A 19,075-nucleotide genomic window follows, 5' to 3' on the forward strand; every position below is an offset into this window, starting at 1 on the left:
AAATCTCTCCTATAATGGAATTTTAACAAGATTAAATATTAAGCCTACCAAGAAGCATACGCTCATTATTGTAAATATCAGCTTGAATATAAATTTAAAATTAAATACGTCACTGAGCATAAAGGTGTTTTTTATGTCTATCATTGGGCCACATATTAAAAATGCAATTATAGAACCATTAGTAAATTGATTTACAAAAGTACGTGCTATGAAAGCATCAGTTTCAGAACATACGCATAGTACATATGAAAGTATAATCATAACTATAATAGAAGATATGTTTCCATGTCCTATGGATAAAATGTATTTTCTCGGTATAAAGGTCTGCATAAGCGCTGAAAGAAAAGCACCTATTATAATAAATCTTCCGACATCTTGGAGCTCTAAACTTACATGGTTTAATATATGAATTAATGTGAACTTAGAAATTTTATCTGTATCATTATGAACATGTCCACAACTGCAGTGATGAATATGTTCATGGCTATGGTGTTTAAGAGAATGCGAATCTCTTGTATATAGTCTTTCGGAAAATAAAATGTCATTCAAGGTTTGATGGTTAGCAGCTATTTTATTAGATTTACTTACTATAAATCCTATAATTACTGCAGCAAGCCAACCAGATAAACCTCTTAATAATACAACATGTGGGCTATTTAAAAAGGCATAATAAGTTGAAGTAAGTACAACTGGATTTATTATGGGAACTGAAAGCATAAATGTAATTCCAATGGGAAGGGGAAGTCCTTTTTTTAGAAGTCTTCGTACTATTGGAACTATAGCGCAATCACATACAGGAAATATAAGTCCGATTGTGGCCGCTGCTAAAATACCTAAAGTTAAATTTTTAGGTATTATCCTAGATAGTGTTTCCTCTGATATAAAGATTTGAATTAAAGAAGATAGAAATACACCTATAATGATAAAGGGGAGAGCCTCTAAAATAATACTTATAAAAATAGTTGTGAAGCTTTGTAAGGATGAATTGTTAAAAAATAATGGAAATAACTTTTTAAATGTGCTTACATTTAATATAAGCATAATTAAAATTGGCAAAAATAGACATAACATAAAGGGCATAAAAAGTACATTATGACGGCTGTTTTCCAATTTATATCACCACCTAATGAAATAATCTAAGTAAGATATAAATCTGGTATTATGTTATATCTTACTTAGATTATAGATATTCATTAATTAGGATTTTATGAAAATTTATTTTAAACTATTATAAATTTCTTCTAAATTTGATTTCATGGATGCAATATAGTCTTTTCCATCTTCTTTGCTTTCAATGGTATATATTTTTTCGGTTTTTGCACCAACTTCTTTTGCCAATGTATTTGAAACTTTTGGACTTACCATGTCTTCAACAAATATTGTTTTTACATTGTTTTTTTTGCAGTAGTTTACTAGCTCGTCAAGTTGTTTTGTACTTGGTTCACCTTCTGCAAAAGTGCTTTCTACACTTTCTTGATTTAATCCATAATCTCTGCATAGGTATGCAAATGCAGCATGTCCAGTTACGAAATCTTTTTTAGGTAAGCTTTTGAATTTGATAGCATATTCATCGTAGAGCTTATCAAGTTTTGCACAAAAGTCATTATAATTTTTTTCATAAAAGTTTTTATTGGATGGGTCAGCTTTAACTAATGCATTTTTTATGTTTTTACTTTCAAGCTTGGCACCCTTTAAACTAATCCATAAATGTGGATCATATGCTCCATGATCTTTAATTTCATCTTTATCCTTATTTTCAATTGGTACAGCTCCTTTAGATGCTTCAACTACAATTAAATCTTTATTATCTATAGATTTTAATGTTTTGTTTACCCATGATTCCATATCTAGACCGTTATATATAAATACTTTAGCATCTTGTAATTTTTTTATATCTTTAACGTTAGGGTCATAATCATGTGGTTCAGTACCATTTGGTGTCATTGTTACTATATTGATTTTATCTTTGCCGATTGCATAAGCAAATTCTCTCATAGCATTAAAGGAAACAACAACTTTAGGTTTATTATCTGAGTTATTTTTTGATAGAGTATTACCGTTACAGGCTGTAAATGCAAATAATGTAATAATAATACCGATTAAAATAAGAAATTTTTTTGACATAATATCACTCCTAAAACCAATTATGTAAATGCAAACTATTTGCATTTACATAAAGATGATATATTAAATTCCTTAAAGTGTCAATACTAGATTTATTATTGGTGTTTAACAGTAGCTGTTGAACATAAGGCCATAAAATTTTTAAGTGTTTCTGTTAGATATTTATTTTTATGATATATAATTTTAAAGGTACGTTTGAATTTTATACCTTTAACAGGTATGCTGCAAAGGCTTCCAGAAGCCACTTCATTTTCAACGGAATGCTTAGAAATAATTGAAACTCCTAAGCCTTCAGCAACGGCAATTTTTATAGTGTCAGTATTATTGCATGTCCATGAAACTTGCCATGTTAATTGATTTTCTTGCATTTTATCTTCAAAAGTTTTACGGGTTCCACTTCCCATTTCACGAATAATAAATTTTTCTTTTTCAAGTTCGGTAGGTTCCACATAACTGAGTTTTGCAAATCTATGATTAGGTCCGCATATAAGTATAAGCTCATCATTCATAAATGGTTTTTTTATAATATCTTGGCTTGTTGTGTCTCCTTCTACAAGACCTATATCAATTTTATCGCAAAGAAGCATTTTTTCAATTTCTTTAGTGTTTTCCTCATGTACTTTTATATCAGTTTTGGGGTTTAATTTCTGAAAATGTGAAACAAGTTTAGGAAGGACATAAGCTCCAACAGTAACACTTGCACCAATGCGAATAAAACCATTTTGGTGTAAAGTTTTCATACCATTTTCTAACTCTACATTTAATTTAATCATATATCTAGCGTAATTTAGCAATTCTTTTCCAGCATTAGTTAAGTAAAGTTTTCTTGATAAACGTTCAAAAAGATGTACTCCATAATGATTTTCAAGTTCAGAAATTGCTTGGCTAACTGCTGATTGAGAGATAAAAAGTGTTTTGGAAGCCTTAGTCATATTCATTTCATCACATACGGCAACAAATATTTTAAAATGTCTTAAAGTCATAATATCATCCCCTTTATATATAAGAATATACTTATTATATGTATTAGATAATAATATTTTACTTATACATTGTCAAGATGTATGATAATAAACAGACAGGAGGAGATACTATGAAAAATAAATTATTAGGAATTATACTTGCACTAATTATAGCAATTCCAGCTTGGTTAATAGGAAATACGTTCCCAATTATAGGAAGCCCTGTATTGGGACTTTTATTTGGTATGGTTTTAGCATTCTGGAAGAGGCCAAAATATTTTAATGAAGGTGTAACTTATACCGCAAAAAAATTACTGCAATATTCCATTATTCTTATGGGATTTAGCATGAATCTTTTTAATGTTTTTAAGGTAGGGAAGCAAACAATTATTTTGATGATTTTTACATTATCAGCAGCATTTATTACCGCGTACATTATAGGTAAGTTATTAAAAATAAACGGAAAAACAGCGACTTTAATTGGAGTTGGTTCTTCAATATGTGGAGGTTCAGCTATTGCAGCAACAGCCCCAGTTATTAATGCAGATGAACAAGAAGTTGCACATTCTATATCAACCATATTTCTTTTTAATGCTATTGCGGCTTTTTTATTTCCATTTCTTGGACACTTATTTGGTATGAGCAATCAATGCTTTGGTCTTTGGGCAGGAACAGCTGTTAATGATACTTCATCTGTAGTAGCGGCCGGTTATTCATACAGTAATGCAGCAGGTAATCTTGCAGTTATAGTAAAACTTACAAGAACTTTGGCCATTGTTCCAGTTACATTGGTATTGGCTCTTTATACATCTAAAAAAGCAGCTAAAAATGAAAAAAGTTCTTATAGCATAAGCAAAATATTCCCATGGTTTGTACTTGGATTTATAGCTGCATCATTAATTAATACATTTGTTCCAATGCCAAAGGGAAGTGCTGAATTTTTATCTGAGATAGGAAAATTCGTTATTGTAATGGCAATGGTATCTGTAGGATTAAATACTAATATTGTAAAACTTATAAAAAATGGTATGAGACCAATCTTATTAGGTTTCACATGCTGGGTAGTTTTAGCATTTACATCTCTTGGTGTTCAGCATTTTATAATGGGAATTTTTTGAATTATAAAACACTTAGGTGTTGCATTAAAAATTAATATATTATTTTTCGAAGGGAAGCGGAGAAAAATTTACCTTGTTTTTATTCTAAGCGAAGTAATAGTATTTTGGGAACGATTTAAATAAAAGTCAATAAGACTTGCTTCAAATTATAAAAAGACTTAGAAATTTTAATTTGTCTGAGCTTCTTTTCAGCGAGTTATTAAAATTCCTTAGTCTTTTTATAATTTGAAGCTTAGTCTTATGATTTTTATTTAATGTTTCAAAATACTATTACTTCGATTTATTTTGAGCTTCAATTTCTTTGATCTTATCTGCAAATTGAGGTAAATATTCTTTATGTGCTACAAGCATTTCATCTAAGAGCTGTTTAGCAATTTCACCACTAGGTATTAGTGGATTTATAGTAAATGCATGCAATGCCTTATTATAATTTCCAGTAACAGCAGCTTTAATTACTGTTTCCTCCATTCCTTTCATGTGCTGCAAAAGTGCTCTTGGTGCAGAATCAAATTTTCCCCAAGTTAAAGGCTGTGGACCATGAGCGGTGATAAGTGAAGATATTTCAACAATACAGTCATATGGTAACTCTGAAATTGCTCCATTGTTTTGAGTGCTTACTACCATTTGAGTTTGACTGTTATTATATATTGAATTTATAACTTCACATGCAGCATCTGAATAATAAGTTCCACCACGTTTTGATAATTCTTTTGGCTTATAATTTAAATTAGGGTCTTTATATAATTCAAATAGTTTAGCTTCTATGCGTTTAACACTTTCAGCTCTTGTTTCTCCTTTTTCATAATCTTTTAATTGATCTTTAAGCATAAAGTCTGTTGTATAGTAATACCTATGGTATGAGCATGGTAATATTCCCAAATCTTTAATTTGTTCATAAAGCATTGGTGTATCTTTTATATTTGCCATACCTTTTAACTTTTTAGAGCTATTTGGATTATAAACGGCTTCAATTACATCATCTGTTCTTTCATTACCATATTTATCCCAAACACGATGCCAGTGGAAATGATTTAATCCAGCAAATTTAAAATTTAAGTCTTCCAGAGGAATATCTAAAGCCTCACTTGCCATTTTCATATAAGTTATTGGTACATTACAAAGTCCAATTGTTTTTTTCCAGCCGCCGTATTTAATAGCAGCTTCAGCAATCATACCTGATGGATTTGTAAAATTAATTAACCAAGCATTTGGACATAATTCTTTCATGTCTTTAATAATGTCCAAAATTACAGGAATAGTTCTAAATGCCTTAAATATACCTCCAGCTCCATTTGTCTCCTGACCAATTATTCCGTGACTTAAAGGAATTCTTTCATCTTTAATACGTGCATCCATAAAACCAACTCTAAATTGTGTTGTTACAAAATCAGCATCTTTTAGGGCTTCACGTCTATTTAAAGTTAAATGCACTTCACATGGATATCCTGAAGCTTTCCACATACGTTTTGCCATAGCGCCAACTATTTCTAATTTTTCTTTTCCACCTTCAACATCTACAAGCCAAAGTTCTGTAAGAGGAAAAGTTTTGTAACGTTTAATGAATCCTTCCATTAATTCTGGAGTATAGCTACTACCCCCACCAATTGTGACTATTTTTAACTTTTTCATAATATAATACCTCCTTAAGATAACTGCTTTTTTATTGATAACTTTTACATTTTTAGTTTACCATTTTACTGTGATAATTAGTCATTCTAATTAATGCTCATTTTTTCATAAATTGAAAATATCATAATTTACAGAATGAGGCATACGGAATAATATGTAGTATAATAAAGTAAAGAAAATTTCAAATAGTATTTACAATTATGAATTAGAGGTGGTAATAGTGGAAAAAAGTAATTTGAAATATAAAAATTATTTGCAAATTTTAAAAGAAGAATTAGTACCTGCTATGGGATGTACTGAACCAATTGCAATTGCATATGCTGCTGCATACGCAAAAAAGGTACTAGGATGTATACCGGAAAAAGTTATTGTTGAAGTAAGCGGAAATATTATTAAGAATGTTAAAAGTGTAATAGTTCCTAATACAAATCACTTAAAGGGAATAGAGGCAGCAGTTGCAGCGGGAATTATAGCTGGCAAGGCAGAAAAAAAGTTAGAGGTTATTTCTGAGGTAACAGAAGAGGAAAAGCAAGAAATTGAAAATTACATGAATACACATTCAATTAAAGTTAAGCCAGTAGAAAACAAATTCATATTTTATATACAAATGAATTTGTTTTATAAAAATTCATTTGTAAAAGTAAAAATTGTGAATTATCATACTAATATTGTCTTAGTTCAAAAAGATGATAAAGTAATTTATGAAAAAGAAGCAAATGTATCGCATGAAGAGGGACTCAGTGATAAGAAATTATTAGATATAAAAGATATTATTGATTTTGCAAATTCTGTTGATATGGATGATATAGAAGATATTATACACAGACAAATTGAATATAATTCACGAATTTCAGAAGAGGGATTAAAAGGTGATTATGGTGCCAATATAGGTAAGGTATTACTTTCAACATATGGTTCTGATATTAAATTAAGAGCAAAAGCTAAGGCAGCAGCAGGATCAGATGCTAGAATGAATGGCTGTGAATTGCCTGTCATTATTATTTCAGGTAGTGGAAATCAAGGTATGGCATGTTCTATTCCTGTTATTGAATATTCAAAAGAATTGAAAGTTTCAAAAGAAAAACTTTATAGAGCTTTAGTTATTTCAAGTTTAGTTACAATACATCAGAAAACTGGAATCGGAAGACTTTCTGCATATTGCGGTGCTGTTAGTGCAGGGGTAGGGAGTGGAGCAGGCATTGCCTATCTTTATGGTGGAGATTATAAAGAAATTTCTCATACAATTGTTAATGCGCTATCTATAGTTTCTGGAATTATTTGTGATGGTGCTAAAGCATCTTGTGCTGCCAAAATTGCAGCAGGTGTTGATGCAGGAATTTTAGGATATTATATGTATAAAAATGGACAACAATTTAGAGATGGTGATGGAATTGTAAAGAAGGGCGTTGAAGCTACTATATGTAATGTAGGTAAGCTTGCAAAAGAAGGAATGAGAGAAACTGACAAAGAAATTATTAAAATTATGACTGAATAATAAAACTTAATTATAGCGAATTAACATTGATTTGTAACATTAAAAAAATTCTATAAATCTAGGGTAAAAAAATAGTAAAATACTAAGATATTTCAATAACTCGCTGAAAAGATGCTCAGACAAATTCAAATAACTAAGTATTTTACTATTTTTTCACAAAGATTTATTAGAATTTTTTTAAATCGTTACTTCATCAATGTTAATTCGCTTTTGGAGTAAAACAAGGGAAAGATTCCTTAGTACCTACGGAATTTTGGGTATCAATTAGTAAATAGTTTATTTACTTTGATATCTATATTAATTCATTGCTTTTAGTAATGCTTTAGTGTCAACAGGCTTTCTAATATAACTTTTAGCTCCAAGGGCCATACATTCATCCTTCACATCTTGATGTCCTACTGCGGACATAATAATTACATTTGTTTCAGGATTGATTTTCATTATATCTTTTAATACTTCAATACCATCAAGTGTGGCTTCGGACATATTTAAATCCAAAATTACAATATCAGGTTTTTCAATATTAACTCTTTCAATTGAATCGTCTTTTCCTTCAGCTTCAGATACCTTATAAGAACCATTTTTCTCAATTATTTTTCTTATAAACATCCTCATGTAAGATGAATTATCAACAATTAATACTTTTTTCATACAGAAACCTCCTAAGTATATTATATAAAAATTAAATTAGCTATTAATGACAAATTTCTTGTATTTTAATAAACATTTTGCTGCATTCATTCAGTTCTTGATTTTTAGCAGCTTTTTCAAGTTTTATTGCTAATTCATAAATAGAATTTATTCTAAAAGATCCAGAAGAACCTTTTAATTCATGAGCGAGACTTGCTAATTTATTAAAATCATTGTTATTTAAAGCATCATTAATGTTTTTTAATAGATCTGGTAAACATTTTACGTATTCTTCAAGTACCTCAATTGCATCTTTTTTTTCAAGACCTGTAGCCTCAATAAAGTAACTAATATTGTCGTTTATAATTTTACTGTAGTTATTATTGACTTTATTCTTAATATTTATTTCTATCATATGAAACATAATGTTAAAATCAATAGGTTTACTAATGTACTCATCCATTCCAGCTTTAAGACATTTTTCTGAATCGCCTTTCATTGCATTAGCTGTCATTGCAACAATGGTAGTATGTTTTTTATTACCTTCAAAGGCTCTTATTCTAGCTGTACATTCATATCCATCCATTATTGGCATTTGACAATCCATAAAAACAATATTGTAATCTTTTTTAGAAACTGCTTCCAAAGCCTCTGCGCCATTTACTGCAACATCGCAGTTCATACCATGGGATTTAAGCATAGTTATAACTATTTTACGATTCATTTCATTGTCTTCAACTAATAAAATTTTAGGTTTTAATGCATATTCTGTTTCCTTAACTATATGCTTTGTTATAATTTGATTTTCTTCATTATTTTCATCTTTTAATCCTAATACTATAGCAATACTTCCAAGCAAATCATTTTTCTTAATAGGCTTTGCTAAATATGAAGAAAAACCATATTCTTTTGCAATTTTAGCATCTCCTTTTTTAGCTACAGATGTTAAAAGTATTAACTTAATATCCTTAGCAAAAGGCATTGTTTTGAGAGTAGTTGCAAGCTCCTGGCCGCTCATATCTGACATTTTATATGCAATTATAGCAACGTTTATTTTATCAGCTGTATTTGCTTTTGAAATAATAGTTGTAATTGCAGCTCCCGCGTTTTCTACTGGAAATACTTTAAGTCCAACTCCGTCAAGGTAGGAGCAAGCGGTGTTTCTATCATTTAAGTTACTATCAACAACTAAAATATTTGTGCCACTAATTTTTTCAAATGCAAATTTTTTTTCAGAGACTTTTTTAGAAATTTTTAATTTAACATCAAATTTAAATGTAGAACCTTCACCTAATACACTTTGAACTTCAATTTTGCCGCCCATCATTTTTACTAATTCACTGGATATTGCAAGTCCCAGCCCGGTTCCGCCATATTTTCTAGTCGTAGATGTATCTGCTTGGGTAAAGGATTGAAAAATTGTATCAATACGTTCTTTTTGTATTCCAATACCAGTATCTTCCACTTTGAAATTAATTAAAGCCGTTCCACATTTTTCATCTATGCAATCTACCTTAACAGTAATTTCTCCGTGCTCTGTAAATTTTACTGCGTTGCTTATAAGATTCCCTAGTATCTGTCTAAGCCTTGATGGATCACCAATAACATTTTCAGGAACATCTGCTTTTATCATAGTATAAATTTCAATATTTTTTTCTGAAGCTTTTGGAATATAAAGTGAAACAGTATTCTCAATGGTACTTCTTAAATTAAATTCTATTTTTTCCATAACCAATTTTTTTGCTTCAATTTTTGAAAAATCCAGTATGTCATTAATAATATGTAACAGCATCTCAGATGCAGATTTTGTTTCTCGTATAAATCCTTTCTGTTCTAAAGATAAATCAGTTGCTTCTAATAGTTGCAGGAAGCCAAATATTCCATTCATTGGCGTTCTTATTTCGTGGGACATATTAGCAAGAAATTGACTTTTTGCGATACTAGCAGCTTCTGCCTGCTCTTTTGCTTTATATAATTCAATTTCTGACTGCCTTTGCTCTGTAATGTCTTCAGCTGTACAAATAAGATATTTAATATTTCCTTTTTCATCTCTTTGGGGATTACTCCTAATTTTAAGTAATCTATTTTCACCTTTAAAATTTTTAATTTCAAGTTCTTTTTCAGCTGGTGCGTTCTTTTTGAATAGCTCCCAATTATTTTTAGAAAGTTTATTTGCAGTATCTATATCAAATACATCAAACAAATCTTGATATTCCAAATCCTTTTTTTTCTTTCCAAAAAAGCTTGCATGTGCTTCATTAACAGTTTCATACGAAGTAATGTTACTTAAAGCCCAAATTTGAGATTTAGAATTATTAAGTAAAATTGCTTGTCCCTTAAGAGTTGATTTGTATAATTTGGATTTTATAATTCTTGTTCTTGCATATGAAAAAAAGTTTGCTACATAATTTAATATTGTAATCTGATTTTCTTCCCATATTATTGATTTTGACAAACTTTCATAACCTACAAATCCAATTAATTGTTCTTTCTTCTTTAAAGGTATTATGAGAGAAGATTTTATGCCTTCAGTCTTAAAATTTTCTATTTCAAAAGTTGCTTCTTTAGGAAACTCATCTATACTGTTTATTGCAATAAAATTATTCTTCCTAATATTTCGCATGAGCCATGGAAGCATATAAACAGCTTCTTCTTCTTGAAATTCCCTTTTGGGGGCTATACCTAGCTTATTCCATTGTGATTCTATTCGCATAAAAGTAGGGTCTTCAGATAAATAGTATATGTATATTCTATCTAGATTAAAAAAATTTCCGATTTTCTCAAGTGAGCTTTTTACTTCAGTATCGTAGTTATCAACATCTATGTCTAAAAGTTTTTTAAAAATATTGCTAATTAGGGTAATACATTCACGAGAATAACCAGCATTTGTATAATCAACATTCTGACACATAAAATACCTCCAAGAATTTAAAATTCACAAGATTTTATAATAAAAAGAGTTAATTCTTTTATTAGGTCTACTTCATAAGGCTTAGAAAGTAAGTTCCCAGCTTTATCATAAATAACTTTTACAATAGGACGTGTTGGCATCGAGTTGTTCTGCTTTATTACAAGTCCTTTTTCGTTTGTATTTAAAAGAACGCCACTTCCTGTTGGGAAAGCAGCTATATTTGCAGTGAATTTTCTTACTATATCTGCATCAAAATAAGTATTACTCATTCCTACAAGATACTCAATGACTTCAGATGTAGTTTGAAAATTATTTTTATATTTACCTGATATTAAATTATCAAATACATCGCATATAGCAACTATTTTAGCTGCTTTATTTATTTCGTTACTTTCTAATCCCAGAGGATATCCACTGCCATCACTTTTCTCATGATGCATTAGTACAGCGACTTTAACATACGCACTCCAAATGTGCTGTTTCCCCAAAAAATCATAACCAATTTTAGGGTGATTAAATTTAATATATTTATCTAATTCTTTTTTATCTTTAAAACTATTTAAAATCTCATTATCATTCATAATTTTTATTTTACCTATATCATGCAAAAGTGCACCTGTAGCTATAGATTTAAGATTTAATGGACTGTATCCCATATGAGTTCCTATTATTGTAGAAAGAACACTTACGTTTACAGAATGAGAATATATATTGTTATCACTTGCACTTATTTCTGCAACATTTATTAAAACATCTTTATTTGACAAAACATCTTCTATTACAGAATCTACAGAATCCATAATACCACTGCTATAGGTTTTTCTTTCAAGAGAGTATTTACTAATCATGTCCTTAACAGCGCGTTTACTCATTTGTCTTGTTTTTTCAGATATACTTTCTTCAATTACTACATTTTTGGATATATCATCATCAATATATACTAAATTAATTCCAAGTTCTTTGATTTTATCAATATAATAGGGTTTTAGTTTTACTCCTGCACCAAGTAAGACTCTCCCTGTTTCATCATAAATTTGCCTTCCAAGGATTTCACTTCCTTTTAGGTTAGAGACCATAACAATTCTCATGAAAACCTCCAAATAAATTATTAAATAACGATTAACGACAACTATATTTAAATACTAACATAATTATATATTATTTTCTATAAGGATTATATTAATCTTGAATTTATAATATGAAAACAATATATTTATTTTTTTAGCTTATAATTGAAAAATGCATTTTTATGATATAAGATATAATTAGTATTTAGTAAGGAGAGATTAATATGGCATACAAAGAAATCATAACAATTAAAAATAATCCATCGCTGGAAGGTATGGCACTTATGATTCCTGAGGTAGTATATTCGAGAGTTCAAGGCGTAGAGCTCAAAATGCAGATTTTTAGACCCTGGACGGATGATACTGCAAAAGAGCAGCCTAAATATCCTTTAATTGTCTTCGTACAGGGAAGTGCATGGACATTCCCAGATGTTTATTATGAAATACCTCAATTATCTCAGTTTGCAAGAGAAGGGTATGTTGTAGCTACACTAACTCATAGAAATAGTTTAGAAGGGCATCCATTTCCTGAGTGTTTACAGGATGTTAAAACAGGTATAAGATTTTTGAGAAAACATGCAAGTGAGTATAAAATAGATCCAGATAGAATTGGAATATGGGGAACTTCATCTGGTGGCAATCTTGCACTGCTTGTAGGCCTAACAGGTGATGAAGAACGGTATAAGACAGATGAACATGCACAATATTCGGATAGTGTTAAGATGGTAGTTGACTGTTTTGGACCGGCTGATTTTACTAGTGCATTAAATAAAATAGAATATATGGATGAAAAATCAAGGAAAATTTTTGAGGGACTTAGGGGAGAAGATACAGAAGAAAATATTAAAAGGCTTCTTGAAATTAATCCGGTAAATCATATAAAAAGGGGAAAGAATTATCCTCCATTTTTGCTTCTCCATGGGAATAATGATTCACTTGTGGATTTTTCACAGAGCGAATTAATGTTTCACAAATTATCCGATGCAGGTTATGATGCAAGTCTTATATGTGTAGACGGAGCACCTCATGAAGGGTCATTCTGGAGCAGAGAACTTTTAGGTATGATAAAAGATTTTATAGATGAAAATTTGTGATTATTCAAAAAATATTTAACATACAGCATTCAAAAGAAGGTCATTTTACAATTATACCGGCATTATGTATTGTATATAAATTGAAGAAAACGTTATAATATTGATATACGAAAGGTGATGTTATTATTAATATTAAAGTATTATTAAATAAAATAGCTTTAACAGTGTCTGTAGTAGTTTTGATGTTTGCTACATTAGAAAAAAACACATATTTAGTATTGATAGCACTAATAGTACTTATATATAGTTTCATTAGAATGAAGAAATTAAATGAATAATGCTGATAAATTTAAGTTAAGAGCTGATTGTACTAAAAAATCAGCTCTTAATTTATATTTTTAGAGGTAAGTACATTTGTAATTTTGTTTTCATCTAGAGTCATATAGTGATTTCTCTTTATAACAAGTGATATGTAAAAAAGTATTGGATTTTTTAAGGGGAGTTTTTTTAAACTGTCCACATTTTTAACGGCCATATTTATCATTACACCTATTCCAAGACCGGAACTTATAAGCGATTTTGCTGTTTGTATTTCATCTGTGCAGTAAAAGTTTGTTAGAGGAGTTCCATTTTCTAAGAACAGGTCTTTTAATACTTTATTATGTATATATGAATCTCCTAAAACAATGAACTTTTCTTTTGCAATATCTTTAAAATCTAATCTTTCTTTTTCTGAAATTATATGATTTTTACTCATGCAAACCATAAATTCATCTGTTTTTAAAAGAGTTGCATTTATAGTTTTAGATTTTATTGGTGCGAGTGAACCTATGAGTGCCATATCAACTTTATCTGATAATATAAGATTTTTCATAGCTGCGGAACCTGTTTCTACAAGTTCTATATTTTCAGCAGTACCATTCTTAACTAATTGTTCCATGAAGGCAGGAAAAAAATAAGCTCCTATAATAGGGGGAACTCCCAATTTTATTTTGCGTCCTGCTGCTCTAGAAATTTCAAATTTTGTTTCATTTATCTCATTAAATATGTTTATAACATGTTTTTCTAGTATTTTTCCGGTATCAGTTAGTGAAAATTTAGTTGACGAATGATCTCTTATAATGAGTTTTGTATTTAATTCTTTTTCAAGCCTATGCAAAGCCATGGTTACTGAGGGCTGTGAAACATAAAGAATTTTTGCAGTTTCAGTAAAGTTCTTAGTTTTACATAAGCAATTAAAATATTCCAAGTCTCTTAGATTCATAGTTACAACTCCTTTATAATTAGAATACACTATTTGTAAAATCATATCAATATTTGCTTTAAAGATTATTTTATTAGAATGCTTAAAGCAAAATAGCAGAACCATAACATTATTTGACGAGGGTGGTATAATTAAGTTTAATGCGTTAAATTTAGTATAAAAATTATATATGGAGGAATTACATGGGAACAAATGACAAAAGAATAGCGTACTTATTTTTAATTATTACAACTAGTGCCTGGGGAAGTTTATATGTAGCAGGTAAATTTGTCTTAAAGAGCATCCCACCAATTACAATTTTGTTCTTTAGATATTTAATAGCTTCAATTGTACTTTTTATTGTGCTTAAAAGTAGGGAGAAGGTTACTATCAAAAAAAGTGACTATAAATACATTTTTTTTATTGGGTTTATGGGATATTTTATTTCGGTGAGCTCCCAAATGATAGGGATAAAGTTTGCCAATGCATCAATTGCCTCACTTATTAATTCTATGAACCCTGTAGCTATTATTGTATTTGCAGTTCCATTATTAAAAGAAAAAATTACATTAAATAAAGTTATTGCTGTAATAGCTTCAGTTGTAGGTGCTTATATAATTATCGGTGGAGTAGGAGGAGGCGGAGCAATACTAGGGATTGTATTTTCTGTTGTGTCCGTTATTATATGGTCATTGACATCTATTTTTGTACGTAAGATTACACAGAGATACGATGCAATTACTGTTACAACTTATGCAATTATTGTTGCTATGATATGTTCTTTTCCGGCCTCTATTATAGAAATTGCAAATACAAGTCATGTTACGTTTACTACTTCTAATATAATTTGTTTAATATACATGGGTGTTGTGTGTACGGCTCTTCCAAATTTATTGTGGAATAAAAGTCTTTCAATGATTGAAGCAGGAAAGTGTTCATTATTTTATCCAGTACAGCCTATGGTATCAGTTGCCCTTGGAGCGGTTTTTTTAGGTGAAGTTATAAATAAGAGATTTATAATTGGAGCTGTGTTAATTGTAATGGGTATTTTATTTAGTATCTTCGGAAATAGTAAAAGTAATGTTAAAAAATTAAAATATGAAAAAGCTTCATAAGTAAAAATGAATAAAAAGCGCTGGATTTAATTTTATATCTGGCGTTTTTTGCTTTATTATATAAAGAATTAGCAAGATTAATACAGCTGATGTTTATAATTTTTATAGGAATATATTTACTTAAAGTTTTGGGGCTTATATAGAGTAATAATATTTTTAAAAAATTAAGAATGAATGTAACTTTTTCTACGTTCCACTGCGAAAAACTTTTAAACTTATAACTGCTCCCATTTTCACTAGTGGAAATGTTTTTTTATAAAATGTAGATTTTTTAGAGCAAAGCGCTCGATATTCTCAAAATTCCGTAGGAACGGAGGAATTTTTTCCTTAAACTACTGTTTAAATATGAGTAGTAGTGTTTTGATATGATTTAAAAAAAATCCAATAAATATTAGAGCCTAGATATTAAAAGGCTTAGAGATTTCAATTGTTTTGTACTATAAGTGTAGACACTTAATCTCATTTGATTAAGTACCTACACTTATTTTAATATAATAAGAAATGGGCTGATGATTCAATTGTTGGAATTTTGCTTCCGTGGCTCAAACTATCACCCATTCCTTGTTACGTATATTCGATTAAGCAGGTTGGAACTATAATTAGCTTCCGTGTAACGAACAAAAATGAGTAGTAATAAGTGGATGGACAAAATTTTTAGCAAAGGAGTCGATATTATGATTAGTGTTGGCATAGACGTTTCAAAAAACAAAAGTACAGTTTGTATTCGCAAATTATATGGTGAAATTTTAGAGAAACCTTTTGAAGTTAAACATACTTTAGAAGAACTAAAAAAGCTGGCTGATAAGATTATAAGTTTTGACGAAGAAAGTAAAGTAATTTTGGAAGCAACAGGACATTATCATATTCCAGTAGTATCTTATCTACAGGAAAGAGGAATTTGGGTTTCTGTTGTTAATCCCATGCTTATGAAAAAGTATGCAAGTATATCTATTAGAAAAGGTAAAACAGATAAATTAGACTCAAAAACAATCTCGAAATTTGGCTTAGACAATTGGCATGAACTAAGTAATTATAAAATAGAAGAAGATATATATTATGAACTTAAAGCTCTTTCAAGAGAATATTTTCAGTTTATGTCCTTAAGAATAAAACTTAAAGTAATTCTTTCAAACCTTTTAGATGAAACAATGCCAGGAATTGCAGGACTTCTAGCTTCAAATTCACCTAACTTTGCAAAAGATAAGTTATCAGATTTTGTTCAAAAATACTGGCATTATGACAATATTATTAAATTAAGCCAAAATAAATTTACTGAAAACTATAAGAAGTGGACAAAAAAAGAAGGATACCAATTTAGCGAGAATAAAGCTCATGAAATATATATTCTCGCTAAAAATAGTATCACAACTATGCCTTCTAAGATGTCAAGTACAAAAATGATCATCTTAGAAACTATAAAGGGCATCCATTCGACTGGAATAACCTTAAATAAAATATTATCACGAATGAAGGAACTTGCCAAGCTATTACCAGAATATGATGTTGTTTTGAATATGAACGGTGTAGGAGAAAGACTGGCACCAAGAATTATTGCGGAAATAGGTGATGTAAGAAAGTATTACAGTGCAAAGGCTCTTGTGGCTTATTCAGGAATAGATGCACCACCTTATCAATCGGGAAACTTTAATGGAAACAACCGAAAAATATCAAAACGAGGATCTCGATATCTTAGAAAAACAGGTTATGAGATAATGAAAAGCATAAAATGTAGAGTCCCCACTAAAGATACAGCAGTGTATGACTATATAATAAAAAAAGAATCAGAGGGTAAGGCAAAGAAGCAGGCTAAAATAGCAGGATTAAATAAATTTTTGAGAATATATTATGCTAGAGTTTCAGAAATTTTGAAAAACTAAAAAAATAAAAATAGAGCATTTTAAAAAAATCTTCTGTAAGAAGGTTCTTTTAAAGTTGCCCTATTTTACTGAAAAATTTCTTTGAAATTTTTTAATAAAAACACTTGACTTTACTTAGCAGGTTTGAACGATAGTGAGTTTATTGAAATCTCTTAGGCTTTTAATATCTAGGCTCTTAGATTTATGAATTTTTTTTAATGTATCGGAACACTACTACTCATATTTCGCTTCCCAGATTTCGTTTTCTACAGCTTTTTTAGCATCTTTTATGTCAGCTCTATTTAGACCATCTTTAACAGCAGCTTCAACTACGGCTGTTGCAACTAATTTTGAAGCTTCTTTAAGTCTTGCAACAGGTGGAAGTATTGGAGCACCAGGTTTTGAAAGATCCTGTAAAGTTGCAATTCCATGTGCAGCGGCTGAAAGCATTGCATCTGAAACTGTTTTTGATTTTGCAACAATTATTCCTAGGCCAAGACCAGGGTAGAGGAGAGCGTTATTTGCCTGACCTATTTTATAGGTAATTCCTTTGTATTCAACAGGCTCTGAAGGACTTCCAGTTACAACTAAAGCTCTTCCATCAGTCCATTCTATAATATCTTTTGCAGTTGCCTCTGCAAGTTTTGTTGGATTTGAAATAGGCATAATAGCAGGTTTTTCATTTATTTCTGCCATTTTTCTTATTGCAGCTTCTGAAAAAGCACCGTGAACTCCAGAGCATCCAATAAGTACTGTAGGTTTAACTGCTGCTACTATATCAGCAATATCAGTTAAAGGTTTTTTTAATTCGCCTTTTTTTCTAGCATATTTCTTTTGGCCATCAGTTAAGCCATCCATATCTTCAGTTAGAAGGCCTTGCCTGTCTATGAGATAAAAATCTTTTCTTGCTTCATTTTCAGATTTTCCAGTTCTTATTTTTTCAAGAAGTATTTGATCAGATACTCCAACTCCAGCAGTACCACCACCGAATACTAATATTTTATGATCTTTTACAGGAATTTTTGTAACTTCTGCAATTGCATTCATAGCGGATACCATCATTACGCCTGTACCTTGAATATCATCATTAAAAGTACAAATTTTTGATCTATATTTTTCTAGTATTCTGCGTGCGTTACCACGACCGAAATCTTCCCAGTGCATTAAAACTTCAGGGAAAAGCTCTGTAGAAATTTTTACGAATTCATCTATGAAATTATCATATTTTTCACCTGTAACTCTTTTATGTTTGTTTCCAGTATATAGTGGGTCATTTAAAAGTTTTTCATTGTTTGTTCCAGCATCTATTACTACAGGAAGAACATTTTTAGGGTTAACACCAGCCGCAACAGTATATACTGCAAGTTTTCCTATTGAAATATCAACGCCTTGAATTCCCCAGTCTCCAATTCCAAGAACTCCTTCACCATCGGTTACAACAATAAGTTTAATTTCATCGAGATCTTTTAAGCCTGCTTCAATGGATTCTTTTATGTTTTCAGGATGGTCAATAGATAAAAATACAGCATCTTTTGGTGTTTCATAATTTTTAGAATAATTTATTACTGCATCTCCTATAGTTGGAGTATATATTATTGGAAGAAATTCTGTAACGTGTTTTCCTACAACATAATAAAATAAAGTTCTATTTATATCAAATAAATTCATGAGATAATTGTGCTTTTCAAGGTTATCTTCAAAAGCTTTTGTTCTTTCATATGCAATTTGTTCCTGTTCGTCAAGAGTTCTTACTGTACTTGGAAGAAGTCCTGTAAGTCCGTATTTTTCTCTTTCTTCTTCAGTAAAAGCAGTTCCCTTGTTTAAAAATGGGTTTCTTAATAAATCTTGTCCTTTTAAGTTGATCATTTAATAACACTCCTTTTAATTTTCA

Annotated in this window: 14 protein-coding genes; 5 read left to right on the forward strand and 9 right to left on the reverse strand. The window is 29.9% G+C overall.

Features of this window, described 5'->3' with window-relative positions:
* Positions 1-9: 9 nt before the first annotated feature.
* The 3 genes from BEE63_RS19140 to BEE63_RS19150 all read right to left on the reverse strand — a co-directional run bounded on the left by BEE63_RS19140 (position 10) and on the right by BEE63_RS19150 (position 3,107).
* The gene (locus tag BEE63_RS19140; protein WP_066022906.1) at positions 10-1,110 is read right to left on the reverse strand and encodes a permease; all 1,101 of its coding nucleotides are present in this window, start codon (positions 1,108-1,110) and stop codon (positions 10-12) included.
* Between the two features lie 105 nt (positions 1,111-1,215).
* The gene (locus BEE63_RS19145) at positions 1,216-2,124 is read right to left on the reverse strand and encodes a metal ABC transporter substrate-binding protein (RefSeq protein ID WP_066022907.1); all 909 of its coding nucleotides are present in this window, start codon (positions 2,122-2,124) and stop codon (positions 1,216-1,218) included.
* A gap of 95 nt (positions 2,125-2,219) precedes the next feature.
* Positions 2,220-3,107, reverse strand: coding sequence for a LysR family transcriptional regulator (locus BEE63_RS19150; protein ID WP_066022908.1), 888 nt, complete (start codon positions 3,105-3,107; stop codon positions 2,220-2,222).
* A 110-nt stretch (positions 3,108-3,217) separates the two neighbouring features.
* Here BEE63_RS19150 and BEE63_RS19155 point away from each other — a divergent pair, with 110 nt between their 5' ends.
* Entirely contained in the window at positions 3,218-4,204 is a 987-nt protein-coding gene (locus tag BEE63_RS19155) for a YeiH family protein (RefSeq protein WP_066022909.1), read from the forward strand.
* A gap of 270 nt (positions 4,205-4,474) precedes the next feature.
* Here the strand turns inward: BEE63_RS19155 and BEE63_RS19160 are convergent, their stop codons facing one another.
* A complete protein-coding gene (locus tag BEE63_RS19160; protein ID WP_066022910.1) occupies positions 4,475-5,833 on the reverse strand; it encodes a 6-phospho-beta-glucosidase in 1,359 nt (452 codons plus the stop codon).
* A gap of 220 nt (positions 5,834-6,053) precedes the next feature.
* On the opposite strand from BEE63_RS19160, the gene BEE63_RS19165 reads away from it, so the two are divergent.
* The gene (locus tag BEE63_RS19165) at positions 6,054-7,328 is read left to right on the forward strand and encodes a serine dehydratase subunit alpha family protein (protein WP_066022911.1); all 1,275 of its coding nucleotides are present in this window, start codon (positions 6,054-6,056) and stop codon (positions 7,326-7,328) included.
* Positions 7,329-7,625: 297 nt separating this feature from the next.
* On the opposite strand, the gene BEE63_RS19170 is transcribed toward BEE63_RS19165, so the two are convergent.
* From BEE63_RS19170 to BEE63_RS19180, 3 genes are read right to left on the reverse strand one after another with little or no spacing between them, the layout of a single operon-like run.
* Positions 7,626-7,979, reverse strand: coding sequence for a response regulator (locus BEE63_RS19170; protein WP_066022912.1), 354 nt, complete (start codon positions 7,977-7,979; stop codon positions 7,626-7,628).
* Positions 7,980-8,022: 43 nt separating this feature from the next.
* Positions 8,023-10,869, reverse strand: coding sequence for a PAS domain-containing hybrid sensor histidine kinase/response regulator (locus BEE63_RS19175; RefSeq protein ID WP_066022913.1), 2,847 nt, complete (start codon positions 10,867-10,869; stop codon positions 8,023-8,025).
* Positions 10,870-10,886: 17 nt separating this feature from the next.
* A complete protein-coding gene (locus tag BEE63_RS19180; RefSeq protein WP_066022914.1) occupies positions 10,887-11,957 on the reverse strand; it encodes an HD-GYP domain-containing protein in 1,071 nt (356 codons plus the stop codon).
* 203 nt (positions 11,958-12,160) lie between these two features.
* Between BEE63_RS19180 and BEE63_RS19185 the strand changes: the two genes are divergently transcribed.
* On the forward strand, positions 12,161-13,030 hold the full coding sequence (locus tag BEE63_RS19185) for an alpha/beta hydrolase (RefSeq protein ID WP_066022915.1): 870 nt from the start codon (positions 12,161-12,163) through the stop codon (positions 13,028-13,030).
* A gap of 325 nt (positions 13,031-13,355) precedes the next feature.
* Here BEE63_RS19185 and BEE63_RS19190 read toward each other — a convergent pair whose 3' ends face one another.
* Positions 13,356-14,234, reverse strand: coding sequence for a LysR family transcriptional regulator (locus tag BEE63_RS19190; RefSeq protein WP_066022916.1), 879 nt, complete (start codon positions 14,232-14,234; stop codon positions 13,356-13,358).
* 182 nt (positions 14,235-14,416) lie between these two features.
* Between BEE63_RS19190 and BEE63_RS19195 the strand changes: the two genes are divergently transcribed.
* The gene (locus BEE63_RS19195) at positions 14,417-15,328 is read left to right on the forward strand and encodes a DMT family transporter (RefSeq protein WP_066022917.1); all 912 of its coding nucleotides are present in this window, start codon (positions 14,417-14,419) and stop codon (positions 15,326-15,328) included.
* Positions 15,329-16,002: 674 nt separating this feature from the next.
* Positions 16,003-17,205 (forward strand): IS110 family transposase, encoded by a 1,203-nt coding sequence (locus BEE63_RS19200; protein ID WP_066020505.1) that lies wholly within the window; start codon positions 16,003-16,005, stop codon positions 17,203-17,205.
* Between the two features lie 213 nt (positions 17,206-17,418).
* Here the strand turns inward: BEE63_RS19200 and BEE63_RS19205 are convergent, their stop codons facing one another.
* On the reverse strand, positions 17,419-19,050 hold the full coding sequence (locus tag BEE63_RS19205; protein ID WP_066022918.1) for an NAD-dependent malic enzyme: 1,632 nt from the start codon (positions 19,048-19,050) through the stop codon (positions 17,419-17,421).
* Positions 19,051-19,075: the final 25 nt, after the last annotated feature.

It is taken from the genome of Clostridium pasteurianum (genome assembly GCF_001705235.1).
Classification (GTDB): Bacteria; Bacillota; Clostridia; order Clostridiales; family Clostridiaceae; genus Clostridium_S; species Clostridium_S pasteurianum_A.